Origin of the sequence: Pseudomonas sp. TAE6080, from assembly GCF_018732265.1 — a bacterium.
Lineage (GTDB): Bacteria > Pseudomonadota > Gammaproteobacteria > Pseudomonadales > Pseudomonadaceae > Aquipseudomonas > Aquipseudomonas brenneri.
This window is the reverse complement of record NZ_JAHIDY010000025.1, coordinates 64,869-89,092: the sequence shown is the minus strand read 5'-3', so window position 1 is coordinate 89,092 and position 24,224 is coordinate 64,869. Positions and strand designations below refer to the sequence as shown.

The following is a 24,224-nucleotide window of genomic DNA, read 5'->3' as shown; positions in this document are numbered from 1 at the left end:
GCCAATGTCGTCATCTATTCGTAAATCCAACCATTCAGACGCATTGACCCGCCTGGCTCAAGCCATTGCGGTGGCTGTATCCGCAACTCTGGCGGGCTGCCAAACGACCAATTACGCTGCACAATCCACCGTGCAACCCAAACCTGTCTTAACTGCCAAGATCAAGCAAAAACCCCTTTGGCTCTCAGAGAAGCCAAGCCCACAGGTGCCCCAGGATGTCTGGGAGCGCATGCGCCAGGGGTTCCAATTGCAGGACGGCGTCGGCGTCAACCCGCGTATCGAGCAACAACGCCTGTGGTTCGCCAGCAACCCCTCTTTCCTGGAGAACGCCGGCGAACGCGGCAGTCTCTATATTCATTACATCGTCGAGCGCCTTGAAGAGCGCAACATGCCCCTGGAGCTGGCGCTGCTGCCAGTCATTGAAAGTGCCTACAACCCAATGGCCTATTCACGCAGCGATGCGGTCGGCTTGTGGCAGTTCATTCCCTCCACCGGGCGCTACTTCAACCTGCGCCAGACCCGCGCCTATGATGGCCGTCGCGATATCACCGCCTCCACCACTGCGGCCCTGGACTATCTGACACGTCTGCATGACATGTTCAACGGCGACTGGTTGCTGGCCCTGGCGGCCTATAACGCGGGTGAAGGCACGGTCAGCCGGGCCATCGAGCGCAACGAAAAGCTCGGCCTGCCCACCGACTACTGGAACCTGCCGCTGCCCCAGGAAACCAAGGACTACGTGCCCAAGTTCCTGGCGCTGTCCCAAGTGGTGCTGGCTCCCGAGGCCTACGGCGTCAACCTGAACCCGATTGCCAACGCACCGTACTTCGAGATGGTTGAAGTCAAGCAAAGCATGGACCTGTCCCGGGTCGCCGCGCTGGCCGAGATCGACGAAGACGAACTGTTCCAGCTCAACCCGGCCTTCAAGCAACGCACTACCCTGGACGGCCCCCAGCATTTGCTGGTGCCCACCTCCAAGGCGCAATTGCTGGCCAGTAGCCTGTCCTCGATGAATCCCGAGGAATTGTTGAGCCTGCGCCCGAAAAAGCCGGTGTTCGACGAGGTCGAGCACAAGGCCGTGGCCGGCCGCTCGCTCAGCTACAAGGTCAAGAGTGGTGACAACCTGACGCTGATTGCCAAGGCCAACAAGGTCGACGTGCATGACCTGCAGCGCTGGAACAAGCTCAATGGCCAGGCCTTGAAAGTCGGCCAGACCCTGGTGATGCAGGACACCCGCAAAGTCGTGGCCAAGGCTGGCGGCAAGAAGCCGGTGCAGTACAAGGTCAAGAAAGGTGACTCGCTGTACATGGTTGCCAAGCGCTTCAACGTCGAGATGCAACATCTCAAGCGTTGGAACCCACGCACTGGCCAGGCGCTGAAGCCGGGGCAGATGCTGGTGGTGTCCGGGCCAAGATAAACTGAACGGCAGGCTTGTGTGGGAGCTGGCTTGCCTGCGATTGCATCTGCGCGGTGTAACTGATTCACCGCGGTGCTTGCATCGCAGGCAAGCCAGCTCCCACATTTGCTCCGCGCACCGCTCAAGATCCCACCGGGCCTGAAAATGGCCTTTTCAACAGCCTTTTTCCAAGTGGAACAAGCTGTTACTGTACCGATCATAAAGCCCAAGCCGCCTGGATCGGATCTCTGACTTGAAGCGTCCCCTCCTTCTACTAATAAGTCTGGCCTTGAGCTTTAGTGCGAACGCGACCATTACCGAGAACCACGGTTATGCGCAGTTCGGTACGCTCAAGTACCCGGCCAAATTCACCCACTTCGATTGGGTAAACCCCGCAGCGCCCAAGGGCGGCACCTTGCGGGTCATGGCCTTTGGCACGTTTGACACCCTCAATCCCTACACATTCAAGGGCTCAAGCCCGGTCTCCACCGCTAACTTCCTGCAATACGGGGTCAATGAGCTCAACGAGCCGTTGATGGTCGGCACCGGGCAGTACGCCCCTTCCGGCGACGAGCCCACGTCCAGTTATGGCCTGATAGCCCAATCGGTGGAATACAGCGAGGATCGCAGTTGGGTGGTGTTCAACCTGCGCCCGCAAGCGCGCTTCCATGACGGCAAGCCCATCACCGCCGACGATGTAGCGTTTTCCTATCGCACATTGCTGACCGAAGGCCATCCGCAATACCGCACCAATTTGCAGGAAGTGGCCCGGGTGGACGTACTCAACCCCCACCGCATCCGCTTCGTGTTCAAGCGCGCCGGCAACCCACTGTTGATCCTGCGCCTGGGTGAATTGCCGGTGCTACCCCAGCATTACTGGAAGAACCGCGACTTCAAGGCCACCACCTTCGAACCGCCACTGGGCAGCGGGCCTTATCGGATCAGCCAGGTCCAGCCAGGCCGGCAACTGGTGTTCGAGCGGGTCAAGGACTATTGGGGCAAGGACCTGCCGGTCAATCGCGGGTTCTACAACTACGACAAAGTCGAGGTGGAGTTCTACCGCGACAGCGACGTGGCCTTCGAAGCCTTCAAGGCCGGCGAGTTCGATATCTATATCGAGCACCAGGCCAAGAACTGGGCCAATGGCTACAACTTCCCGGCAGTCAATCGTGGCGAGGTGATCAAGGCGCAGATCGCCCACCAGATCCCGACCCAGAGCCAGGGCCTGTTCATGAACAGCCGCCGCGCCACGTTCAGCCAGGCCAAGGTGCGTGAAGCACTGGGGCTGATGTTCGATTTCGAATGGACCAACCGCACTCTGTTCAGCGGCGCCTATAAACGCACCTTGAGCTACTACCCCAACAGCGAGTTCTCGGCCAGTGGCCTGCCGGTGGGCCATGAATGGCTGATGCTCTCGCCCTATCGCGAACAACTGCCGGCCAATCTGTTTACCCAGGCCTTCAGCCTGCCGCAGACCGACGGCCGTGGCATCCCCAGGGAGACCTTGCGCCGCTCCCTCGGCTTGCTGGCAGAAGGCGGCTGGAAACTTTCCGGCCAGCGCCTGCTCAATAGCGACGGGCAGCCGCTGCGTTTCGAGATCCTGCTGGTCAATCCGAACCTGGAGCGGATTCTGCAACCTTATGTCGAAAACCTGCGCAGCATCGGCATCGATGCGCGCTTGCGCACTGTGGATCGTGCGCAGTACAAGCAGCGCCTCGACCAGTTCGATTTCGACATGATCCTGATGACCCTCAACCAGACTCTCAGCCCCGGCCTTGAACAGTGGCAGTACTTCCACTCCACCCAGGCCGCGATCAAGGGCAGCAAGAATTACGCAGGCATCGCCAACCCGGTGGTCGACCACCTGCTGGAACAATTGCTCGCCGCGCAGACCCGCGACCAGCAAGTCGCCGCCGGCCGGGCCCTGGACCGGGTCCTGCTGTGGCAGCACTACAGTATTCCCAATTGGTATCTCAACTATCATCGCCTGGCGTACCGTAACCGGTTCGCCTTCGTCACCACGCCGCCCTATAGCCTGGGCCTGAGCGCATGGTGGCTGAAAGCTTCGGAGAAACCCCAATGATGGCTTTGCGTACTGCGATTATCAGTGGCCTGTTGTTGTGCACCCAGGCTGTTGCCGCCCCTCAACATGCCTTGACCCTGTATGACGAGCCGCCCAAGTACCCGGCCAATTTCAAGCATGTCGACTACGTCAATCCCGACGCGCCCAAGGGCGGCACTTTTCGTGAGTCGGCCATGGGCAGCTTCGACAGCCTCAACCCGTTTATCAGCAAAGGCGTGCCCGCCGACAATATTGGCCTGGTCTTCGACACCCTGGCCCAGCAAGGCCTGGACGAGCCCATCACCGAGTACGGCCTGATCGCCGGCAAGATCGAAAAAGCCCCCGATAACAGCTGGGTACGCTTTTACCTGCGGCCCGAAGCGCGCTTCCACGATGGCCATCCGGTACACGCCGAAGACGTGGTGTTCACCTTTGAAACCCTGATCAAACAAGGCAGCCCCATCTACCGCACCTACTACGCTGACGTCGCCGAAGTGGTGGCCGAAGACCCGCTGCGGGTGCTGTTCAAGTTCAAACACACCAGCAACCGTGAGCTGCCGCTGATCCTCGGCCAGTTGCCCGTACTGCCCAAGCATTGGTGGGCCGGGCGCGACTTTGCCAAAAGCAGCCTGGAGATTCCCCTGGGCAGCGGCCCGTACAAGGTGGCCGAGGTCAAGCCGGGGCGTTCGATCCGCTACGAGCGGGTCAAGGATTACTGGGCCAAGGACCTGCCGATCAACAAGGGCCTGTACAACTTCGATTACCGCATCAGCGATTACTATCGCGACAACACCGTGGCCCTGGAAGCCCTCAAGGCCGGGCAATTCGACTACTGGCAGGAAACCACGGCCAAGAACTGGGCCAATGCCTACAACGTCCCGGCCGTCGCCGAGGGGCGGTTGATCAAGGAAGAACTGCCCAACGGCAATCCCACCGGGATGCAGGGTTTTGTGTTCAATATCCGCAAGCCAATGTTCCAGGACGTGCGGGTGCGCAAGGCCATCAGCCTGTTGCTGGACTTTGAATGGAGCAACAAGCAACTGTTCAACGGCGCCTACACCCGCACCCGCAGTTATTTCGAAAACTCGGACATGGCTGCCACCGGCCTGCCCGGCCCCGCCGAACTGGCGATTCTCGAACCGCTGCGCGGCCGAATCCCGCCGCAAGCGTTCACCGAAGCCTTCGCCCCGCCCAAAACCGACGCCAGCGGCATGATCCGCACCCAGCAGCGCGAAGCCTACCAACTGTTGCAGGAAGCCGGCTGGCGCATCGTCGACGACAAGATGGTCGACACCAACGGCAAACCGGTGAGCATCGAATTCATGCTGTTCCAGACCGACTTCGAGCGCATCCTGCTGCCCTTCAAGCGCAACCTGGCAGACCTGGGTATCGAGTTGGTGATCCGCCGGGTCGACGTCTCGCAGTACGTCAATCGCGTACGTTCCCGGGATTTCGACATGATGGTCGGCAGTTTCCCGCAGTCCTCCTCACCGGGTAACGAACAGCGTGAATTCTGGCAAACGAGCAGTGCCGACAACCCCGGCAGCCGCAACTACATCGGCCTCAGGGATCCGGCCATCGACGAATTGGTGGAGCAGTTGATCAACGCCGACTCACGCAACAGCCTGGTGGCCCACGCCAAGGCCCTGGACCGGGTACTGCAGTTTGGCTACTACGTGATCCCCAACTGGCACATCAAGACTTACCGCGTGGCCTATTGGAATCACCTTGGCCACCCCAAAGTCCCTCCGCGCTATGACGTAGGCATCAATACCTGGTGGATCAAACCCCACACGCCACCGGCAATGACGCCGCCCACAGACACCAGCGCCGACCCGGCGAGCGGAGGCGACTGACATGCTGGCTTATATTTTTCGCAGGTTGCTGCTGATCATTCCGACGCTGTTCGGCATCTTGCTGATCAACTTTGTCATCATCCAGGCCGCACCCGGCGGCCCGGTGGAGCAAATGATCGCCAAGCTCGAAGGCTTTGAAGGTGCCACCAGCCGCATCGCCGGTGGCGGCGCCGAAGTCTCGGTGGCCGGCTCCAGCTACCGTGGCGCCCAGGGCCTGGACCCGACGCTGATCAAGGAAATCGAGAAGATGTACGGCTTCGACAAGTCGGCGCCGGAACGCTTGTGGATCATGGTCAAGAACTACGCCCAGCTGGACTTTGGCGACAGCTTCTTTCGCGATGCCAAGGTCATCGACCTGATCAAGGAGAAGATGCCAGTGTCCATCTCCCTCGGGTTATGGAGCACCCTGATCATGTACCTGGTCTCGATCCCCCTGGGGATCGCCAAGGCCACCCGGCATGGCAGCCACTTTGACGTGTGGACCAGTTCGGCGATCATCGTCGGTTATGCGATCCCGGCGTTCCTGTTTGCCATCCTGTTGATCGTGGTGTTTGCCGGCGGCAGTTATTTCGACTGGTTCCCCCTGCGCGGGCTGACATCCAACAACTTTGACGAACTGAGCTGGGGCGGCAAGATCCTCGACTACTTCTGGCACCTGGCACTGCCGGTCACGGCCCTGGTGATCGGTAACTTCGCCACCATGACGTTGCTGACCAAGAACAGCTTTCTCGATGAAATCAACAAACAGTACGTGATCACCGCCAAGGCCAAGGGCCTGACCAATCACCGCGTGCTCTACGGCCACGTGTTCCGCAATGCCATGTTGTTGGTGATCGCCGGTTTCCCTTCGGCGTTTATCGGTATCTTCTTTACCGGCTCGCTGCTGGTGGAAGTGATTTTCTCCCTCGACGGCCTGGGTCTGATGAGCTTTGAAGCCGCGATCAACCGCGATTACCCGGTGGTGTTCGGCACCCTGTTTATCTTCACCCTGCTGGGGTTGGTGGTGAAACTGATTGGTGATTTGACCTACACCCTGGTCGACCCACGCATCGACTTCGAAAGCCGGGAGCATTGAGATGAACCTATCCCCCCTCAATCGCCGCCGTTTCGAACGTTTCAAGGCCAACAAGCGCGGCTGGTGGTCGCTGTGGCTGTTCCTGATCCTGTTTGGCCTGAGCCTGGGCGCCGAGCTGATCGCCAATGACAAGCCGCTGGCGGTGCATTACGACGGCGACTGGTACTTCCCGGCACTCAAGCGCTACCCGGAAACCGCCTTCGGCGGTGAGTTCCCCCTGGAAGCCAACTACAAAAGCCCGTACATCCGCGAACTGCTCAAGGCCAAGGATGCCTGGACGCTCTGGGCGCCGATCCCCTACAGCTACCAGAGCATCAACTACGACCTGAAAGTCCCGGCACCGGCACCGCCGTCGGCCGATAACCTGCTGGGCACCGATGACCAGGGCCGGGATGTGCTGGCGCGGGTGATCTATGGCTTTCGGGTCTCGGTGCTGTTTGCCCTGACCCTCACCGTATTGAGTTCGATCATCGGTGTGGCAGCCGGCGCCTTGCAGGGCTTCTATGGCGGCTGGGTCGACCTGGCCGGCCAGCGCTTCCTGGAAATCTGGTCGGGCTTGCCGGTGCTGTACCTGCTGATCATCCTCGCCAGCTTTGTGCAGCCCAACTTCTGGTGGCTGCTGGGGATCATGCTGCTGTTTTCGTGGATGAGCCTGGTGGACGTGGTGCGCGCCGAGTTCCTGCGCGGGCGCAACCTGGAATATGTGCGTGCCGCGCGGGCGCTGGGCATGCAGAACGGTGCGATCATGTTCCGCCATATCCTGCCCAACGCCATGGTCTCGACCATGACCTTCATGCCCTTCATCTTGACCGGCGCCATCGGCACCCTGACCGCCCTGGACTTCCTCGGCTTCGGCCTGCCCGCCGGCTCGCCGTCCCTGGGCGAACTGGTAGCCCAGGGCAAATCCAATCTGCAGGCGCCGTGGCTGGGCATCAGCGCCTTTGCGGTGCTGGCGATCATGTTGAGTTTGCTGGTGTTTATCGGCGAGTCCGCTCGCGATGCCTTCGACCCGAGGAAATGAGATGAACCAGGACAATCTGATCGAAGTCCGCGACCTCAGTGTCGAGTTCGTCACCGGCGAGCAGCATCAGCGCGTGGTGGAAAACATCAGCTTCGATATCCGCCGTGGGGAAACCCTGGCCCTGGTCGGCGAAAGCGGCTCCGGCAAATCGGTGACTGCCCACTCGATCCTGCGCCTGCTGCCCTACCCCCTGGCGCGGCATCCGTCCGGCACGATCGGGTATGCCGGACAGGATCTGCTGACCATGAAAGAAAAACCCTTGCGCCAGATCCGCGGCAACCGCATTGCGATGATCTTCCAGGAACCGATGACCTCGCTGAACCCGCTGCACTCCATCGAAAAGCAGATCAACGAGGTGCTAGGCCTGCACAAGGGCCTGACCGGCAAGGCCGCGACCCTGCGCACCCTGGAACTGCTGGAGCTGGTGGGCATCCCCGAGCCGCACAAACGTCTCAAGGCCCTGCCCCATGAACTGTCCGGCGGCCAGCGCCAGCGGGTGATGATCGCCATGGCCCTGGCCAACGAGCCGGAGCTGCTTATCGCCGATGAGCCGACCACGGCCCTGGACGTCACCGTGCAGTTGAAGATCCTCGAACTGCTCAAGGAACTGCAGGCGCGCCTGGGCATGGCGTTGCTGCTGATCAGTCATGACTTGAACCTGGTACGGCGCATTGCCCACCGCGTGTGTGTGATGCAGCGCGGTTGCATTGTCGAACAGGCCTCCTGCGAGGAACTGTTCCGCGCCCCCCAGCACCCCTATACCCAGGAACTGCTGGCCGCCGAGCCCAGCGGTGGACCGGCCACCAACGCCATTGGCCCGCCGCTGCTGGAAGTCGACGACCTGAAGGTCTGGTTCCCGATCAAGAAAGGCTTTTTGCGCAGCACCGTCGATTACGTCAAGGCGGTGGACGGTATCCACTTCAGCCTGCCCCAGGGGCAGACCCTGGGCATCGTCGGGGAAAGTGGCTCCGGCAAATCCACCCTCGGCCTGGCGATCCTGCGCTTGATCGGCAGCAAGGGCGGGATCCGTTTTGAAGGCCAGCAACTGGACCAACTGACCCAGCAACAGGTGCGGCCATTGCGCCGGGAAATGCAAGTGGTGTTCCAGGACCCGTTCGGCAGCCTGAGCCCACGCATGTGCGTCAGCGAGATCGTTGGCGAAGGCTTGCGCATTCACAAGATCGGCACGGCAGCCGAGCAGGAAGAGGCGATTATCGCAGCGCTCAAGGAAGTCGGGCTGGACCCGCAGACCCGCCACCGCTACCCCCATGAGTTCTCCGGCGGCCAGCGCCAGCGCATTGCTATCGCCCGCGCGCTGGTGCTCAAGCCACGCTTGATCCTGCTGGATGAACCGACCTCGGCCCTGGACCGTACGGTACAACGCCAGGTAGTGGAGCTGCTGCGCAACCTGCAGGCCAAGTACAACCTGACCTACTTGTTCATCAGCCACGACCTGGCGGTGGTCAAAGCGCTGAGCCACCAATTGATGGTGGTCAAGCAGGGCCAGGTAGTGGAACAGGGCGATGCCAAGACCATCTTCGCCGATCCGCAGCATGCTTATACCCGGCAGTTGCTAGAGGCGGCGTTCCTGGTGCCGACCTCCCGCATCTGATTCAGGGGGATCCTGTGGGAGCTGTCTCGCCCGGCGAGGCTGCGATAGCGATGTGGCGGACCCACCGCTATCGCAGGCAAGCCAGCTCCCACATTTGATCTGTGCAGATCTGCCGGCAAAGTCTTTCGCAAAAGCAAACCAATATCATTTGCGCTGCCCACAGGCCTTTGCTTTAATCGCGACCAATTCCTATTCACGTCATGGCATCAGCGCCGGATGGATATTGTGTCGACCTCCCCCACTTCGTTCAGTCAGCTCTACGGCAGCCACCACTCCTGGCTGCTGGGCCTGTTGCGCCGGCGTCTGAGCAACCGCTGGGATGCCGCCGACCTGGCGCAGGACACCTTTATCCGCGTGCTGAAACGCCCGCCCGACCAGGCCGACCCGGTGCGCGAGCGTTCGTACCTGGCGACCATCGCCCGCGGCCTGTGCATTGACCACTGGCGCCGTCGCCAACTGGAGCAGGCCTGGCTGCAAAGCCTCGCCGATCGCCCACAAGCGGTGCAGCCATCGCTGGAGCAGCGGGCGATCATCGTCGAAACCCTGTACGAGGTCGACGCCATGCTCGCGCGGCTGCCGCACAAGGTTCGCGAGACGTTTCTGCTGGCGCAACTGCATGGCATGACCTACAAGCAAATCGCCCTGCAACTGGGGGTCTGTGAGCGCATGGTGAAAAAATACATGGCCCAGGCGCTGCTGCACTGCGCGGTGCTCGAAGCCGAACTCGACGGATTGCTGGTGGAATGACCCCCAGCGCCAAACTCAGCCATGCCAGCCTGCAACAAGCAGCCCAATGGTATGTGCGCCTACAGGACCCGCAAGGCGGCAGCCAGGCGCAGCAACATTGGCAAACATGGCTCGGGCAGAGCCCCGAGCATCAGGCCGCCTGGCGGTACGTCGAACGCGTCAGCCAACGTTTTGCTCCCCTGAGCGATGAACCCGTCAGCGCCGGACGGGCCCTGCGCAGCACGCGCAGACAAACCCTCAAGACGCTGATGGTGTTGGGTGCCGGTTCAGCCCTGGCCTGGGGCACCTGGCGCAGCACCGCCCTGCCCCGTGTGGTGGGTGGCTGGAGTGCCGACTACGCCACGGCCAGCGATGAAATCCGCGATGCATTGCTCGACGACGGTACGCATATCTGGCTAAACGCCCTGAGCGCCATGGACGTGCGCTTCGACGCGCACCAGCGCCTTCTGCACCTGCGCTTCGGCGAAGTGCTGATCGATACCGCCAAGGACCTCAGCCGACCGTTCCTGGTCGATACCGAACACGGACGGATGCGTGCCCTCGGCACCCGCTTCAGTGTGCTGCAGGGTGATGACAGCACCACACTCAACGTGTTTGATGGACGGGTCGAAGTGCGCACCGCCCAAAACCAGCACGTGCGCATTGTGGAGGCGGGACAACAAGCCGTGTTCAATCGCGCTGCCATCCACAACACCGCGCAAGCCTCCGCCAGCCGTGAAGCCTGGAGCCGCGGGGTGCTGCTGGCCGACAACCTGCCCCTGGGCCAATTGATTGGCGAACTGAACCGCTACCGCCCAGGCCATTTGGGCTGTGATCCGGCGGTGGCCCAGTTACCCGTGATGGGCTCATTCCCGCTCAAGGACAGCGAGCATGCGTTGCGGCTGCTGGAAGCGGCGCTACCCATCAAGGTAGACCGAGTCATGCCGTGGTGGATCAACGTTGGCCCGAAAAATACTGCCCTGTAAATTTTTTTCATCCCGCCAGTTCCCCTTTTCAACGTTCGTTCGGTTAACCCAGCAGACGCTTTCATCTTTGCCGAATCCGTAGGGAACCTTCCATGCTGCAACCTGCTGCTTTCACTGTGCGCCCCCTAGCCCTGGCCATCACCGCTACCCTGCTCTGCATCAGTCCGCTCACTGTGCAGGCGGTCGAAACCCCCGCGGCCCAGGAAACCACCCGCAGCTACAGCATTGGCGCAGGATCGCTGGTCAGTGTGCTGAACCGTTTTGCCGAGCAGTCGGGCATTTTCATCGCCGGCCACAACAGTCTGGCAGCAGGCAAGACCAGCCCGGGCCTGAGCGGCAGCTACACCCCGGCCACCGGCTTGCAGCGCCTGTTGCAAGGCAGCGGCTTGCAGGCCCAGCCCCAGGGCAACAATGGCTATGTGCTAGAGCTGGCCCCGCTCAATACCGGCGAACTGGAACTGGGTGCCACCACCATTTCCGGCGTGGCCCTGGGCGCCACTACCGAAGACAGCCACGCCTACACCACCGGCTCGATGGCCTCGGCCACGGGGCTGCCACTGTCGATCCGCGAGACGCCACAGTCGGTGACCGTGATCACCCGCCAGCAAATGGATGACCAGGGCTCCAACAGCATCGCCGACACCCTGCGTCGTGCCCCCGGCGTCAGTGTGCAGAACTACGACAGCGAGCGCTGGGAGTTCTCCAGCCGTGGCCTGCCGATCACCAATTTCCAGTACGACGGCGTCAACTCCACCTATGACGGCGTGTATGACTACGGCACCACCAGCACCGACATGGCGGTGTACGACCACCTGGAAATCATCAAGGGCTCGTCGGGCCTGATGAGCGGTTCCGGCGACCCCTCGGCCACGGTCAACTTGATCCGTAAAAAGCCCACCAAGGAATTCAAGGCCTCGGTTACCGGCACCGTGGGCTCCTGGGACAACTACCGCACCGAAGGTGATATCTCCGGGCCGCTGACCGAGTCGGGCAATGTGCGCGGGCGCTTTGTCGGCGTGTACCAGGACCGCTCGTCCTACCTGGATCACTACCAGAACACCAAGGACATTGCCTACGGCATCCTCGAAGCCGATCTCACCCCTGACACCCTGCTGACCTTCGGCATCGACCAGCAGGACACCCGCTCCCGTGGCGCCAGTTGGACCGGGTTCCCGATGTACTTCAGCAACGGCAATCGCACGAACTTCTCGCGCTCGTTCAACCCGGCCGCCGACTGGAGCCGCCGCGACTTCCAGAACCAGACGATCTTCGCCTCGGTCCAGCAAAAGCTGGCCAACGACTGGTCGCTGAAAGTCAGCCTGGACCGCAAGCGCAGCCAGCACGACACCCTGCTCGCCTCCGCCAGCGGCGGCAACCCGGACCAGGCAACCGGCGAAGGCATGTACATGTTCATGGGCAAGTACAAGGGCGATCAGGTACAGAACACCCTCGACGTCAACCTCAACGGCCCGTTCAGCCTGTTTGGCCGCGAGCATGAGTTGATCATGGGCTTTATGGCGACCCGCTCGAAACAGGACGTGCCGGTCTACGGTTCGATCTACCCACCAGTGGGTGGCAGCATCTATGACTGGCGTGGCGAGTACCCCAAGCCGGATATCCCACGCAGCGGCCAGAACGATATTGTGCAACGCCAGACCGGCGCCTACCTGGCGACCCGCCTGAAACCTACCGATGACCTGTCGGTGATCCTCGGCACCCGCGTGAGCAATTTCAGCAATAACGACACCACTGATTTCTACGATCCGACCGTCACCGACGCGCGCACCAGTTACAAGCAGACCGGCGTGGTGACGCCCTATGCCGGAGTGGTCTACGACCTCAACGACATCTGGTCGGTGTACAGCAGCTACACCAAGATCTACCGGCCGCAGAACACCAAGGACGCCGACCGCAAGCTGCTTGACGCAATTGAAGGCGACACTTACGAAGCAGGGCTCAAGGCCGCCTTTTTCGACGGCCGCCTGAATGCCAGCTTTGCCGCCTTCCGTATTGAACAGGACAATGTCGCGCAATACGTCTCGGGCTTTGAAAGCGACTCGATCTACCGCCCGATTGCCGGCGCCACGACCAAGGGCTTTGAAGTGGAACTGGCCGGCGAAGTACTCGACGGCTGGAATGTCTCGGCCGGCTATACCTACCAGCACACCCGCGATGCCAATGACGACTATGTCTACAGTTCGGTCCTGCAAACCACCACGCCACAGCAGGTGGTGCGCCTGTTCAACGCCTACCGCCTGCCCGGCGCGCTGGACAAGGTGACGATCGGTGCCGGGGTCAACTGGCAGAGCGAGTTCTTCGGCAATGTGTTCCAGCCCAACCCGAATGACACGGTCAACTTCGGCCAATACTCACGCATCACCCAGGACAGCTACTACCTGGTGGACCTGATGGCGCGCTATCGCTTCAACGAACACTTGAGCACCACGTTGAACGTGAAGAACGCCTTCGACAAAAAGTACTACACGGGCCTGGGCAACTTCGGCACCGGCTTCTACGGCGAGCCGCGCAGCCTGCAACTGGCCACGCGCTGGGACTTCTAACCCCTGGGGGGCGGTTGTTGGTAACACCACATAAGGTCGACGCCGTATTTATGTGCAATCATCGGGGCCCTACAAGGTCCCCCGGAGATTGCATCATGTCGCTGCCCGACCTGGCCGCCCCGCGCTTCTGGCGTGATGCCAGCTTGCCGTTTATCGAGGCGCGCACCATCGATGATGGGCGCAAGGTCTGCTACACCCGACATGCCCACGATCATTTCTCGATTGGCGCGATCACCGCCGGGCAAAGCCTGTATATCCATGGTGCAGACACGTTCCACATCCACACCGGCACCGTGGTGCTGATGAACCCCGGCGATGTGCACGCCTGCAACCCCATCGACGACCAACCCTGGTCGTATCACATGCTCTACATCGAAACGGCATGGCTGACCGACCTGCAACACCAACTGGGGTTTGCCCACGAGCTGGACTTTCGCCGCTTCACCACCACCCATACCGATGACCCGTTGCTGTTTGCCGGGCTGCTCGAACTGTATTGCGTGCTGACCGACGAACACGCCGAGCACCTGCACAAACACAGCGCCGTGGTGAGTTTTTTCAGTGAGGTGCAATTGCGCCTGAACCCTGCGGCCACAGTCGAACGGGAGGTCAATCACAAGCTGGAGCGCGCCGCCGAGTACATCCGCGCGCATTGCACCGAGGCACTGAAACTGGAAGATATCTGCCAGGCCGCGCAATTGTCACCGTCATACCTGATCCGTGCGTTCAAGCAGTATTACCGGATGACGCCCCATGCATTCCTGGTCAACCAGCGGATCCAGTTCGCCCGCAACCAACTGCGCCGCGGCCAGTTGATTGCCGATGTGGCACTGGCCGCAGGTTTTGCCGACCAGGCGCATTTCCAGCGCACCTTCAAGCAACACCTGGCAGCCACGCCGGGGCAATATCGCGGCTGAATCAGGCCAGCAACAGGTACGCCACGCTGATCACCAGCAGCAGCGCCATCGCCCGGTTGAACAGGCGCATGCCCCGGGCATTGCTCAGGTAACGACGAAAGAACGTACCCACATACGACCAGCACGCCACCGACAGGTAGCAAATCACCAGGTACACCGCTGCCAGTTGCCAGACGCGTACGGCGTCGCCGTCAGCCGCAAACAGCCCCATACCGGCCACACACGCCAGCCAGGCCTTGGGGTTGAGCCATTGCATGATCGCGCCATAGAGCATGGATGGCGCAACAGCCGCGTCCTGCGCATCCAACCGGCCGTCATCCATCGTCAGTTTGTAGGCCATGTACAACAGGAATACGACCCCGCCCCACTGTATGCCCTGGGTCAATATCGGCCAGCGCACCAGCACCTCATGCAGCCCCAGGCCGATCAGCACCAGCAGCAAGGTAAACCCCAGCGCCGCGCCAGCCACGTGTTTTTGGCTGGCGGCAAAGCCGAAACGCGCCCCGGAACCAAGGGCAACCACATTGACCGGGCCGGGTGTGATGGAGGTCGCCAGGGCGAAGGCGGCCATGGACATGATCAAACTCATTGCACTTCCTTTTTTGTAATGACAGGTGGACGAGGCCTGTACGCTACGTTCCTGCAGGCAGTGCGTATTGAAGAAAATGCCCCTTGCCGCGCCGGCACCTACAAAACCGTCATGGCTGCCTTGAGCAACCGCAGTTCCAGGTATTGCAGGAGCATGATCGTCTTGCCATCGACAATCTCACCGCGCGTGACCATGGCGATGGCCTCGTCGAAGCCCAATTCCAGTACCTGGATATCTTCACCTTCATCCTCCAGGCCACCGCCCTCGCCCACGCGGTCGCCGGGCTGGTATTCACCGATGAAGAAATGAATACGTTCGGTCACCGAGCCCGGGCTCATGAATGCCGAGTAGACTTTTTCGACATGGCCGATGCGGTAGCCGGTCTCTTCCTCGGCTTCCAGGCGGATACGCTCCTCGGGGCTGGCGTTGTCCAGCAGCCCGGCAGCGGTTTCGATCAGGTAGCCATCATGGCCATTGACGAAGGTCGGCATGCGGAATTGGCGAATCAGCAAGACCGTGCGCTGCAAGGTGTTGTACAACAGGATGGTCGCACCGTTGCCGCGGTCGTAGACCTCACGGGTCTGGGCTTGCCAACTACCGTCCCGGCGGCGCAGGTCGAAGCTGTATTTTTTCAGCAGGTACCAGTTGTCCGAGAGCAGCTCTTCAGAGGTGATGCGTACAGGGCTGTTGTCCATGGAAGATCCTTTTGATCGCAAGGGGCGCAGCATGTCGGTGACCTCCTGCCAGCGTCAAGCTGTCCATCGGCCAGCATTGCTGCACGTTATCCAGTTACACTTGCGCCCTTTCTGCACCTGATGACCGCATAAGCGTGTGTCTGACGGGGTTATCTCGACGGTGCATCTTGCGGGGTCAAGGACATGATGCTGCACATACCGACGCTATTGATGGTCGCGGTATTCGTTTTTTGCCTGATGGGACTGCTCACTGTCCACGCCTGGCGACGTGTGCGTGAGCCAACCCTGGGCTATCTGGGGGTGATGCTGTTGCTCGCCTCCCTGGGCACCGCGTTGATTGTGGTACGCGGTATAGGTATGGACTTTGTCGCACTGATCCTCGGCAACGTGGTGCTGCTGTTGAGCGCCGCGATGAACTGGACCGCCATGCGCGTGTTTGTCCAGGGCACGCCGTACTTGCCGGGCATTCTCGCAGGCCCGGCCCTGTGGCTGTTGATGTGCCTGATCCCGCAGTTTTATGGCTCGATGTCCAGCCGCGTGTCCCTGTACTCGCTCCTGGCAGCAGGTTATGGGGTGTTGTCGGCGCTGGAGCTGTGGCGCCATCGCCAGCACCTGGAAGTGGCCTATCTGCCGGCCATGGGCCTGATGGTATTTCATACGACGTTTTACTGTGTGCGCGCAGTGATCGATCCCGGCATGCCGATCAAGCATGAAAACGCACTGATGGGCGAAGGCGTGCCGTTTTTCTCGTTCATGTTGTTCGAGTCCATGCTGTATGCCATTGGTATCGCCTACGTCACCCTGGCGATGGTCAAGGAGCGGGCCGAACTCAAGTTCAAGGCCGCGGCCTTCAGCGATGTATTGACGGGCATCGGCAATCGCCGGGCCTTCATGCTCCATGGCGAACAATTGTTGGCCGACAGCAGGCAGCGCGGGCAAACCACCGCGCTGCTGTTGTGTGACCTTGATTACTTCAAGCGCCTCAACGACAGCTTCGGCCATCCCATGGGCGACCAGGCCCTGATTGCCTTCAGCCAACTGACGGCGACGCTGTTGCGCAAGCACGATCTGTTTGCACGCATCGGCGGCGAAGAGTTTGCCTGCCTGCTGCAGGGCACCGATGAGCAAGGCGCCATCCAGGTCGCCGAGCGCATTCGCCAAGGGTTTGCCAGCCTCGATTTGCTGGCGCCGGGTTTCTTGAGCGTGAGCATTGGCATCGTCACGACCACACCGACCTGCCACGACCTGTCACGCCTGCTGTCCCAGGCTGACCAGGCGCTGTATCGCGCCAAGGACCAGGGACGCAACCGCGTGCAGACGGCGATTTGCGCAGCGCTATAACACTTTGCAAGCAATCACCGATCACGGCGGTCTTAATATTCCCTTCATGGGCAAGGCATCTACTAAAAAAATCTGCTTCGCTCCTGCTCTGGAACCTCCATGTCCAAACGTTTTTTCACACGCCTGCGCCTGCGCTGGTTACCGTTACTGTGCATGGCCGTACTGGTCCTGGGTCTGCCCGTGGGCTGCGGTGTCCTGCAGCACAAGGAGCGCGAACTGGTGTTTCGCATCGAGCCCGGTACCGCCAGTTGGTATCGCGGCCTGCCCAAGGATGTGCAGGAGTTCGAACTCAAGCCCGCCAGTTTCAAGTCCGGGCAGAGCCTCCATGGCTGGTGGTGGCCCGCCGCGAAAAAAGATGCACCGGCGATTCTTTACCTGCACGGCGTACGCTGGAACCTCACCGGCCAGCTGTTTCGCATCGAACAACTGCATGCCCAGGGCTACTCGGTACTGGCTATCGACTATCGCGGCTTCGGCCAGAGCCGGGGCGACTTGCCGTCCGAAACCAGTGTCTATGAAGACGCGCGCGTTGCCTGGGAGCGCTTCCAGATCCTGCAACCGGTCCCGGCCAAACGCCTGATCTACGGGCACTCCCTGGGCGGCGCAGTAGCCATCGACCTGGCAGCAGAATTGGGCCAGCGGGCGGCGGCCAAACAGTTGCCACCCCCCGTGCGTGGGCTGGTAATCGAGTCCACCTTCACCTCCCTGGCCGATGTTGCCACCGCAATGGCCAACACCTCATTGCCGGTGCGTTGGGTGTTGTCGCAGAAGTTTGACTCCATCGACAAGATCGCCGACATCCATATGCCGTTGCTGGTGGTGCACGGCCTCGACGACCGTTATGTGCCACCGCGTTTCAGCCAGCAATTGTTTGACGCCGCCCAAGAGCCCAAGCACTTGCTGTTGGTACCTGGGGCCAGCCACAACAACAGCCTGAGCCTGGGCGGTCGTAACTATCGCCAGGCACTGGAGGGATTACTGTAGAACGCCGGATCCGGCACCGACTTCAACACCGCGTGTCAAGCGCACGCCGCACGCCAAAAGGCTTGCAGCCGATCTTGATCAAATATTGATCGCGGGTTGAATCGCCATACCTGCCGGGCCCACGCAAGGTTATCCACAGAGATACCCACGGTTTTCGTGGACAACTCTTTTTGCATTTAAACGATTTTTTTTACAGCCAAGGTTCACCGGTTGACGCCGGCCTTTTCCTGGGCAACCGCCTCGGGGTCCTTATCCGTGGCAATCGGCAATTCAATACCCCAATCGCCATGCAGGTACCAATCCTCACCGATCATTTCGGCTGGGTGCATGGTGCGGTCGGCACCGTTGCCGCAGGCCAGTGCCGTGGTCGCGCAGTAACGGTCACAGCCCCAGCAGATACGCTCGGGGTGTTTGGGGTTGAGCGGGAACGGCTTGGCCATGAGCAGGCTCCACAGCGGTGGGCAGTGATTTGATCCTACGGCCGCTGCCCGTCCACAGCCTTGACCAACATCAAGATTGGTTATGTCTATATCCCTGGAAACTTGACAGGAATCATTATTATTTACAGCGAAGCTTTCTAGACTCGGGTTCTCATTTCCCCTGTCAGGAAGTACCCATGCGTATCCCCTTCACGCTGTCACTGGCCCTGCTGTTATCGACTGGCGCCGCCGTCGCCAAGGAATATCCCATCGGCGAGCCACAAATGTGTCCCGGCCTGGAAGTCGGTGCGGTCTATCTGCAACCGATCGAGATGGCGCCGCCCGGCATGATGCGCGCCACCACCGACTCGGATGTGCATCTGGAGGCGGATATCCGCGCCACGGCCGACAACCAGCAGGGCTTTCAGGAAGGCAGTTTCGTGCCCTACCTCAACGTATCGTTCCGCCTGCAAAAGCAAGGCGGTGCCAGCCCGATCATCGGTGAGTTCCATGCCATGGTGGCCAACGACGGCCCGCACTACGGCGACAACGTCAAGCTGCTGGGCCCCGGCAAATACCAACTGACTTTTACCGTGATGCCACCCAGCGGCCACGGCTCACTGGGCCGGCATACCGACAAGGAAACCGGGGTCGCGCCCTGGTTCGAGCGCTGTGAAGTGCACTACGAATTCGTCTATGCAGGGATTGGCAAGAAAGGCGGCTACTGAATGCACCGTCCCCTAGCCCTCTGTGCCCTGCTGGTGTGTGGCGCGGCCCTGGCAGCGCCCTTGCCCACCTATGAACTGACCCTGCAGGACGGCCACTTCAACCCGACGCAACTCAAGGTACCGGCCGGCCAGCGCTTCAAGATCGTGCTGAAAAATATCGGCCAGGGCCCGGCCGAATTCGAGAGCACGCCACTGCGCGTGGAAAAAGTGTTGTCGCCTGGGGTGACCACCTTTGTCGTGATCCACCCGCTCAAGCCGGGTGCCTATCCGTTTTTCGACGAATTCAACTCACAGTTGCCCGAGGGCAGCATTCTCGCCGAATAACGGCCCGGGAGCATTTGATGAATCAATCAATGTTTATCGTCTGGCGCGAAAGCGTCGAGGCGTTGCTGGTGATCGGCATCCTCCAGGCCTGGATCAGCCAGCAGTCCGAGGGCTCGCGCCTGGGTCGCTTCCTATGGGCCGGCGTGGTTCTGGGCCTGCTGTGCTCCGCCGGGTTGGCCGGTTTGATGCTGTGGGCCGGCGATGCCATGAGCGGCCCCGCAGGGGAATGGTTCCAGGCCGGCATGACCCTGGTGGCAAGCCTGCTGATGGTGCAGATGGTGTTCTGGATGCACCGCCACGGGCCGGGCCTGCGCCAAACCCTGCTGCGCGACGCCGACCAGCGTGCGGCACGCCAGGGCGGACTGGGGTTGCTGTTGCTGGCACTGTTGGCGGTCAGCCGCGAAGGCAGCGAGACCGTGGTCTTTCTGTACGGCGCCGGTGCCCATCTGCACGGCCCGGCGCTGGGCCTGTTCGCCATTGGTGGCGCGCTGGGCCTGGTGTTGGCCGGGCTGACCGTGATGCTGCTGCGCAGCACGCGACGGTTGATTTCCTGGTCACGTTTTTTCGCCCTCAGCGAGGTGCTGTTATTGCTGTTAGCCGCCGCCTTGCTGGTCGCCGCCATGGAACGCATCGGCGGGCAACTGTTGGCCATGGACATGCCCGACTGGGTCTACACCCTGGTGGGCGAAGCCTGGTGGGACAGCAGCGCCCTGCTCAGTGACAGCCACGGCCTGGGCGCAGTGCTCGCGGGCTTCGCCGGGTACCGCGCGACGCCCAGCACGGTGACCCTGCTGGTACTGGCCGGCTACTGGCTGCTGGTGGGCCGAGGGCTGTATCGCGTCCGGCGAGCGTCGTTGTGAACAGCCCCTGGCTGCAACGCCTGGGGGATGGCATGCGCCGCCATGCGCGGCTGATTCGTGGCGTGCAATGGGCCGTGGTGCTGTTCTACGCAGGATTGCTGGTAGTGCCCGCCTGGTTGCCGCTGCCCGACAGCCAGGCGCGCCTGCTGGACAACCTGACGCTGCTAGCACAGTTCCTGTTCTGGGGCCTGTGGTGGCCGTTCGTGGTGCTGTCGATCGTATTATTCGGCCGTGTGTGGTGCGGCGTGCTCTGCCCCGAAGGCTCCTTGAGCGAATGGGCCAGCCGGCATGGTCGCGGGCTGGGTATTCCGAACTGGATCCGCTGGGGCGGCTGGCCCACCGTGGGTTTCTGCCTGACCACCCTCTACGGCCAGTTGATCAGTGTGTACGACTACGCCCAGGCCGCCCTGCTGATCCTCGGCGGCTCGACCATCGCCGCAGTGCTGGTAGGGCTGCTGTTTGTGCGTGGCAAACGGGTCTGGTGCCGTTACCTGTGCCCAGTCAGCGGCGTCTTCGCCCTACTCGCACGCCTGGCGCCGGTGCATTTCCAGGTCAACGAACAACGCTGGAAAGCCAACGATGGCCCGCGCCTGCCGTTGCCCAACTGCGCGCCACTGCTGGACATTCGCCGCCTGCAAGGCGCCAGCGATTGCCACGCCTGCGGACGCTGCAGCGGGCAACGCGGCGCAGTGCAATTGATTGCCCGTTCATGCAATAGCGAAATCCTCCAGGCCCCGCGCAAGCCCGCCTTGGTGTGGGATGCACGCTTGTTACTGTTCGGTGTGATCGGCCTGGCGATGGGCGCTTTCCAATGGACCGTCAGCCCGTGGTTTATCACGTTCAAACAGTACCTGGCGCAGTGGCTGGTGGAACACGATTGGCTGTGGCCGTTGCAGGACAGCGCGCCCTGGTGGCTGCTGACCCACTATCCCCAGGCCAACGACAGCTTCAGTTGGCTGGATGGCTTTTGCATCGTTGCGTATCTGGGTGCCAGCAGCCTGCTGATCGGCGGAACCTTGATGGGGCTGGTGCGCCTGGCGGCCAGATTGAGCGGTGAGCGTGCACGCTATTGGGCCCTGGCCTTGACCTTTACGCCCCTTGGCGGTGCAGGACTGTTCCTGGGGTTGTCGGCAACCACGGTGAAGTTGTTGCGCTATGAAGGATTGTTGCTGGAATGGGTACAACCGGCGCGCGGCACATTACTGGTCGGAGCTGTCGGCTGGTGTTTGTGGCTGGCGTGGAAACAGCTGGCCGACACACCACTGGCCCAACGTTGCGCTGCCTGGACTTGCCTGCTGCTGGGTAATGGATGGGTGGGATATGGCTGGTGGCTACAGTTCTGGGGCTGGAGCCTATAGGGGCCGGCAAGCCGGCGCCTACAGGTATTGAGGTTAGACGCGGAACCTGGCAACCGTCAGGTGCAACTCCCCAGCCATCTGCGCCAGTTCATGCCCTGCCGTATCGGTATGCCGGGCCCCCAGCAACACCTGCTCGGACAAGTTGCGAATCCCCACCAGGTTGCGATCCACCTCCCGCGCCACCAATGCCTGCTCTTCGGTGGCACTGGCAATCATCAGGTTGCGCTCGTTGATCTGCGAGATCGACTGGGTAATCGCTTCCAGTGCCTCGCCCGAACGCTGCGCCACGCTCAAGGTGGTGCGCACCAGGTCGCTGCTGTCCTGCATCGCGGTCACAGCCTGCTCGGTGTCCAGGCGGATATTACCGATCATCTGCTCAATTTCCTGGGTCGAGGCCTGAGTACGATGGGCCAGGGCCCGCACTTCATCAGCCACCACCGCAAACCCACGCCCGGCATCCCCGGCCCGTGCCGCTTCGATGGCAGCGTTGAGCGCCAGCAGGTTGGTCTGGTCGGCGATGCTGCGGATCACTTCCAGCACGCCGCTGATGTCCTGCACGCGTCCGGCCAGCTGTTGGATCCGCACCGAGGTGCCACTGACGCCGTCTGCCAGGGTGTTGATCGAGGCGACTGTTTCCTGCACCTGATCACGCCCCAATTGGGCCGTCTGTGCGGACAAACGTGAAGCTTCACTGGTGCTCACCGCATTACGCGCCACCTCATCCACGGCCGCCGTCATCTCGTTGACGGCCGTGGCGGCCTGTTCGATCTCCATGCCTTGCAACTGCAGGCTGCTGCTGGTCTGGCTACTGACGGCACTCAACTCCTCGGAAGAACTGGCCACCCGGTCCACCGACGTGGCGATCTGGCGCACCATTTCATTAAGGTTGTGCTGCATTTGCTGCATGTTCTGCATCACGCTGCCATCGGCGCTGCCCGCAGTTGGCACCACGGTGGTCAGGTCGCCCTGGGCAATCTGGCTCAACACCCGCGCGGCCTCATCGGGCTCACCGCCCAGGGGCCGGGTGACGCTGCGGGTGACAATGACCGCAGCCGTTACCACCAGGGCCACGCACATCAGGAACAACCCGAGCATATTGCGCCGCGCTTCGCGGTACAGGGTTTGCGCCGCGTGCTCGCGCTCGGCAAAGATCTGCCCCTGCAAGGCCATCATTGCCTCCAGGCTCTTGAACACCGCCTGCTCGGCCGGTTGCACGTTCTGCTTGAGCTGTGCCACGCCTTGCGCATGGGCGCCCTGGCGGATCAACGCCTGCACCTGGGTGAAGGCGCTGACATAGGCTTCGCGGTGCTTCTTCAGATCGGCAAAGGCCGCCTGGCCGGTGGCCGTATCGAACAATGGCTCCAACTGAGTAAAGGCGTCGGTGATGCGTTGGCGGGTAGTGCCGATGGCCTGCTGGGCCGCCTGGTTGTCCTGGTCGATCAGCAAGTCACGGGTGTTGCGGCCGTTGTCGCGCACACCTGTGGCAATCACCATGATCGGGGCAATTTTCGGCCAGTCCTGCTGCACGATCAGCTCCGACTGTTCCTTGAGGGTGCCTAGGTCGTGCAAGGCGTAGAACGCCATGCCGGCCAGGGCCAAAGGTGCGATAGCAAAGCCGATCGCGATACGGCGGGCAGTGGTTAATCGAGTCATGTCATAAGCTCCCTGATGAATACCTGCCCACAAGGGGCAGCATCTTTGATAATCCGGTGGGAGTTCAATCGCCACGCTTGAAAGGGCTCCGCGAAGGGATCAACCCCGTAAAACAAATGCCGGGAACAGTGCCCGCATTTTCTCCCATAGTTCAGGCAGCAAGGCCTGTGCCGAAACGCTCGGCAGTTGCTCATCGAGCATGCGTGCCGTGCGTACCAACTGCACGGCGAAGCGCTTGACACCTCGCTCGTGCAAACGCTGGGCCAGCAGCAACAGGCGTTGCGGGTCGATCAGGTGCCAATGCACGGTGGTGCGGCACTCGTAGTCCACGCCGCTGTGCAGCAGCAGGTCGAGGCTGCGCCAATTAGCGGTGCCGCTGCCCTTGACCTGAGTGATCAATTGGCAATCTTCGGCCAGGGCCTTGACGTCGAACCCGACCCAGTCGGCATGCGCCAGGGCATGGGCGAACGCTGCAGGCTTGATCCCGGCGCTGTGCAGGCCAATGCGAAAACCCATCTGGCGCACTTCATCCATAGCGCCAGACAAGCCTTCCTGCAAAGTGGGTTCGCCACCGCTGAACACCACGGCGTCCAGCAGGTCCTGGCGCCGTTGCAGAAACAGCAAAACCCGGCGCCAATCCACCTCATCGCTGCCGCGTGGGGGGATCAGGTCCGGGTTATGGCAGTACCGACAACGCCAGGCACAGCCCTGGCAAAACAGCACGCAGGCGAGCATGCCGGGGTAGTCGAGGGTGGTCAGGGGCACCAGGCCCCCGACCCGTAGCGCTCGACTCATTGGCGCCCGGCCGCAGCGGCACTTTCGGTAAAGTGCGCGCGCTCACGGTGCTCCGATTGCTTGCCGGGATTGAACGCCGAAACCGGTCGGTGGTAACCCATGACACGGGTCCAGACTTCACAGCGTTGGCGTTGTGGCTGGGTGGTTTGCATGGTGAATCTCCTTGGGGTTGGAAAACGGTTCGCACCTTGCTCTGTAGGAGCGAGCTTGCTCGCGAATAACGTCAACGATCACGCGTGCTGCCTGGTTAAACGCGGTGTCCTTGA

General features: G+C 61.5%; 22 protein-coding genes. 16 read left to right on the top strand and 6 right to left on the bottom strand.

The window, feature by feature from the left end; translation table 11 throughout:
* Positions 1–4 precede the first annotated feature (4 nt).
* The 10 genes from KL786_RS18880 to KL786_RS18835 all read left to right on the top strand — a co-directional run bounded on the left by KL786_RS18880 (position 5) and on the right by KL786_RS18835 (position 14,212).
* Positions 5–1,417: a lytic transglycosylase domain-containing protein gene (locus KL786_RS18880; protein ID WP_215518590.1), complete on the top strand. Its 1,413-nt coding sequence runs from the start codon at positions 5–7 to the stop codon at positions 1,415–1,417.
* 232 nt (positions 1,418–1,649) lie between these two features.
* Positions 1,650–3,479 carry an extracellular solute-binding protein gene (locus KL786_RS18875; protein ID WP_215518589.1) on the top strand — a complete coding sequence of 610 codons (1,830 nt, stop codon included), beginning with the start codon at positions 1,650–1,652 and terminating at the stop codon, positions 3,477–3,479.
* A complete protein-coding gene (locus tag KL786_RS18870; RefSeq protein WP_032861220.1) occupies positions 3,476–5,314 on the top strand; it encodes an extracellular solute-binding protein in 1,839 nt (612 codons plus the stop codon). The genes KL786_RS18875 and KL786_RS18870 overlap by 4 nt, the downstream gene beginning before the upstream one ends.
* Position 5,315: 1 nt before the next feature.
* Positions 5,316–6,389 (top strand): microcin C ABC transporter permease YejB, encoded by a 1,074-nt coding sequence (locus tag KL786_RS18865; RefSeq protein WP_057436807.1) that lies wholly within the window; start codon positions 5,316–5,318, stop codon positions 6,387–6,389.
* 1 nt (position 6,390) lies between these two features.
* Positions 6,391–7,410, top strand: a complete 1,020-nt coding sequence (locus KL786_RS18860; RefSeq protein ID WP_032861222.1) for an ABC transporter permease — start codon at positions 6,391–6,393, stop codon at positions 7,408–7,410.
* 1 nt (position 7,411) lies between these two features.
* Positions 7,412–9,022, top strand: coding sequence for an ABC transporter ATP-binding protein (locus KL786_RS18855; protein ID WP_215518588.1), 1,611 nt, complete (start codon positions 7,412–7,414; stop codon positions 9,020–9,022).
* Between the two features lie 216 nt (positions 9,023–9,238).
* Positions 9,239–9,769, top strand: coding sequence for a sigma-70 family RNA polymerase sigma factor (locus KL786_RS18850; protein ID WP_154842523.1), 531 nt, complete (start codon positions 9,239–9,241; stop codon positions 9,767–9,769).
* A complete protein-coding gene (locus tag KL786_RS18845) occupies positions 9,766–10,734 on the top strand; it encodes a FecR domain-containing protein (RefSeq protein WP_215518587.1) in 969 nt (322 codons plus the stop codon). The genes KL786_RS18850 and KL786_RS18845 overlap by 4 nt, the downstream gene beginning before the upstream one ends.
* 92 nt (positions 10,735–10,826) lie before the next feature.
* A complete protein-coding gene (locus KL786_RS18840; RefSeq protein ID WP_215518586.1) occupies positions 10,827–13,295 on the top strand; it encodes a TonB-dependent siderophore receptor in 2,469 nt (822 codons plus the stop codon).
* A gap of 95 nt (positions 13,296–13,390) precedes the next feature.
* Entirely contained in the window at positions 13,391–14,212 is an 822-nt protein-coding gene (locus KL786_RS18835) for a helix-turn-helix transcriptional regulator (protein WP_215518585.1), read from the top strand.
* A gap of 1 nt (position 14,213) precedes the next feature.
* On the opposite strand, the gene KL786_RS18830 is transcribed toward KL786_RS18835, so the two are convergent.
* Entirely contained in the window at positions 14,214–14,801 is a 588-nt protein-coding gene (locus KL786_RS18830; protein ID WP_032861230.1) for a LysE family translocator, read from the bottom strand.
* 98 nt (positions 14,802–14,899) lie between these two features.
* Positions 14,900–15,496, bottom strand: coding sequence for an NUDIX hydrolase (locus tag KL786_RS18825; RefSeq protein ID WP_215518584.1), 597 nt, complete (start codon positions 15,494–15,496; stop codon positions 14,900–14,902).
* A gap of 183 nt (positions 15,497–15,679) precedes the next feature.
* On the opposite strand from KL786_RS18825, the gene KL786_RS18820 reads away from it, so the two are divergent.
* Both KL786_RS18820 and KL786_RS18815 read left to right on the top strand, forming a co-directional pair.
* The gene (locus tag KL786_RS18820) at positions 15,680–16,837 is read left to right on the top strand and encodes a GGDEF domain-containing protein (protein WP_215518583.1); all 1,158 of its coding nucleotides are present in this window, start codon (positions 15,680–15,682) and stop codon (positions 16,835–16,837) included.
* A 99-nt stretch (positions 16,838–16,936) separates the two neighbouring features.
* Complete coding sequence (locus tag KL786_RS18815; protein ID WP_215518582.1) at positions 16,937–17,821, top strand: alpha/beta hydrolase; 885 nt, start codon at positions 16,937–16,939, stop codon at positions 17,819–17,821.
* A gap of 203 nt (positions 17,822–18,024) precedes the next feature.
* Here KL786_RS18815 and KL786_RS18810 read toward each other — a convergent pair whose 3' ends face one another.
* Positions 18,025–18,261, bottom strand: a complete 237-nt coding sequence (locus KL786_RS18810) for a DUF3079 domain-containing protein (protein WP_215518581.1) — start codon at positions 18,259–18,261, stop codon at positions 18,025–18,027.
* Positions 18,262–18,437: 176 nt separating this feature from the next.
* Here KL786_RS18810 and KL786_RS18805 point away from each other — a divergent pair, with 176 nt between their 5' ends.
* Genes KL786_RS18805 through KL786_RS18790 form a run of 4 tightly spaced genes read left to right on the top strand, consistent with a single transcriptional unit; the run spans position 18,438 to position 21,510 of the window.
* Complete coding sequence (locus tag KL786_RS18805) at positions 18,438–18,968, top strand: iron transporter (RefSeq protein WP_215518580.1); 531 nt, start codon at positions 18,438–18,440, stop codon at positions 18,966–18,968.
* Positions 18,969–19,292: a cupredoxin domain-containing protein gene (locus tag KL786_RS18800; protein ID WP_215518579.1), complete on the top strand. Its 324-nt coding sequence runs from the start codon at positions 18,969–18,971 to the stop codon at positions 19,290–19,292.
* A gap of 17 nt (positions 19,293–19,309) precedes the next feature.
* Positions 19,310–20,152, top strand: a complete 843-nt coding sequence (locus KL786_RS18795; RefSeq protein ID WP_215518578.1) for an FTR1 family iron permease — start codon at positions 19,310–19,312, stop codon at positions 20,150–20,152.
* A gap of 32 nt (positions 20,153–20,184) precedes the next feature.
* Entirely contained in the window at positions 20,185–21,510 is a 1,326-nt protein-coding gene (locus KL786_RS18790; RefSeq protein ID WP_215518596.1) for a 4Fe-4S binding protein, read from the top strand.
* A gap of 33 nt (positions 21,511–21,543) precedes the next feature.
* Here the strand turns inward: KL786_RS18790 and KL786_RS18785 are convergent, their stop codons facing one another.
* The 3 genes from KL786_RS18785 to nrdD all read right to left on the bottom strand — a co-directional run bounded on the left by KL786_RS18785 (position 21,544) and on the right by nrdD (position 24,110).
* Positions 21,544–23,163, bottom strand: a complete 1,620-nt coding sequence (locus KL786_RS18785) for a methyl-accepting chemotaxis protein (protein WP_215518577.1) — start codon at positions 23,161–23,163, stop codon at positions 21,544–21,546.
* Between the two features lie 99 nt (positions 23,164–23,262).
* Complete coding sequence (locus KL786_RS18780) at positions 23,263–23,958, bottom strand: anaerobic ribonucleoside-triphosphate reductase activating protein (protein ID WP_215518576.1); 696 nt, start codon at positions 23,956–23,958, stop codon at positions 23,263–23,265.
* The gene (gene nrdD / locus KL786_RS18775) at positions 23,955–24,110 is read right to left on the bottom strand and encodes an anaerobic ribonucleoside-triphosphate reductase (protein WP_029291331.1); all 156 of its coding nucleotides are present in this window, start codon (positions 24,108–24,110) and stop codon (positions 23,955–23,957) included. The genes KL786_RS18780 and nrdD overlap by 4 nt, the downstream gene beginning before the upstream one ends.
* Between the last annotated feature and the right edge of the window lie 114 nt (positions 24,111–24,224).

Bases quoted from the DNA above. Each gene is read 5' to 3' on its own strand.
- KL786_RS18880 (WP_215518590.1), top strand. From the start codon at position 5: ATGTCGTCATCTATTCGTAAATCCAACCATTCAGACGCATTGACCCGC.
- KL786_RS18870 (WP_032861220.1), top strand. From the start codon at position 3,476: ATGATGGCTTTGCGTACTGCGATTATCAGTGGCCTGTTGTTGTGCACC.
- KL786_RS18865 (WP_057436807.1), top strand. From the start codon at position 5,316: ATGCTGGCTTATATTTTTCGCAGGTTGCTGCTGATCATTCCGACGCTG.
- KL786_RS18860 (WP_032861222.1), top strand. From the start codon at position 6,391: ATGAACCTATCCCCCCTCAATCGCCGCCGTTTCGAACGTTTCAAGGCC.
- KL786_RS18855 (WP_215518588.1), top strand. From the start codon at position 7,412: ATGAACCAGGACAATCTGATCGAAGTCCGCGACCTCAGTGTCGAGTTC.
- KL786_RS18850 (WP_154842523.1), top strand. From the start codon at position 9,239: ATGGATATTGTGTCGACCTCCCCCACTTCGTTCAGTCAGCTCTACGGC.
- KL786_RS18845 (WP_215518587.1), top strand. From the start codon at position 9,766: ATGACCCCCAGCGCCAAACTCAGCCATGCCAGCCTGCAACAAGCAGCC.
- KL786_RS18840 (WP_215518586.1), top strand. From the start codon at position 10,827: ATGCTGCAACCTGCTGCTTTCACTGTGCGCCCCCTAGCCCTGGCCATC.
- KL786_RS18835 (WP_215518585.1), top strand. From the start codon at position 13,391: ATGTCGCTGCCCGACCTGGCCGCCCCGCGCTTCTGGCGTGATGCCAGC.
- KL786_RS18830 (WP_032861230.1), bottom strand. From the start codon at position 14,801: ATGAGTTTGATCATGTCCATGGCCGCCTTCGCCCTGGCGACCTCCATC.
- KL786_RS18825 (WP_215518584.1), bottom strand. From the start codon at position 15,496: ATGGACAACAGCCCTGTACGCATCACCTCTGAAGAGCTGCTCTCGGAC.
- KL786_RS18820 (WP_215518583.1), top strand. From the start codon at position 15,680: ATGATGCTGCACATACCGACGCTATTGATGGTCGCGGTATTCGTTTTT.
- KL786_RS18815 (WP_215518582.1), top strand. From the start codon at position 16,937: ATGTCCAAACGTTTTTTCACACGCCTGCGCCTGCGCTGGTTACCGTTA.
- KL786_RS18810 (WP_215518581.1), bottom strand. From the start codon at position 18,261: ATGGCCAAGCCGTTCCCGCTCAACCCCAAACACCCCGAGCGTATCTGC.
- KL786_RS18805 (WP_215518580.1), top strand. From the start codon at position 18,438: ATGCGTATCCCCTTCACGCTGTCACTGGCCCTGCTGTTATCGACTGGC.
- KL786_RS18800 (WP_215518579.1), top strand. From the start codon at position 18,969: ATGCACCGTCCCCTAGCCCTCTGTGCCCTGCTGGTGTGTGGCGCGGCC.
- KL786_RS18795 (WP_215518578.1), top strand. From the start codon at position 19,310: ATGAATCAATCAATGTTTATCGTCTGGCGCGAAAGCGTCGAGGCGTTG.
- KL786_RS18790 (WP_215518596.1), top strand. From the start codon at position 20,185: ATGCGCCGCCATGCGCGGCTGATTCGTGGCGTGCAATGGGCCGTGGTG.
- KL786_RS18785 (WP_215518577.1), bottom strand. From the start codon at position 23,163: ATGACTCGATTAACCACTGCCCGCCGTATCGCGATCGGCTTTGCTATC.
- KL786_RS18780 (WP_215518576.1), bottom strand. From the start codon at position 23,958: ATGAGTCGAGCGCTACGGGTCGGGGGCCTGGTGCCCCTGACCACCCTC.
- nrdD (WP_029291331.1), bottom strand. From the start codon at position 24,110: ATGCAAACCACCCAGCCACAACGCCAACGCTGTGAAGTCTGGACCCGT.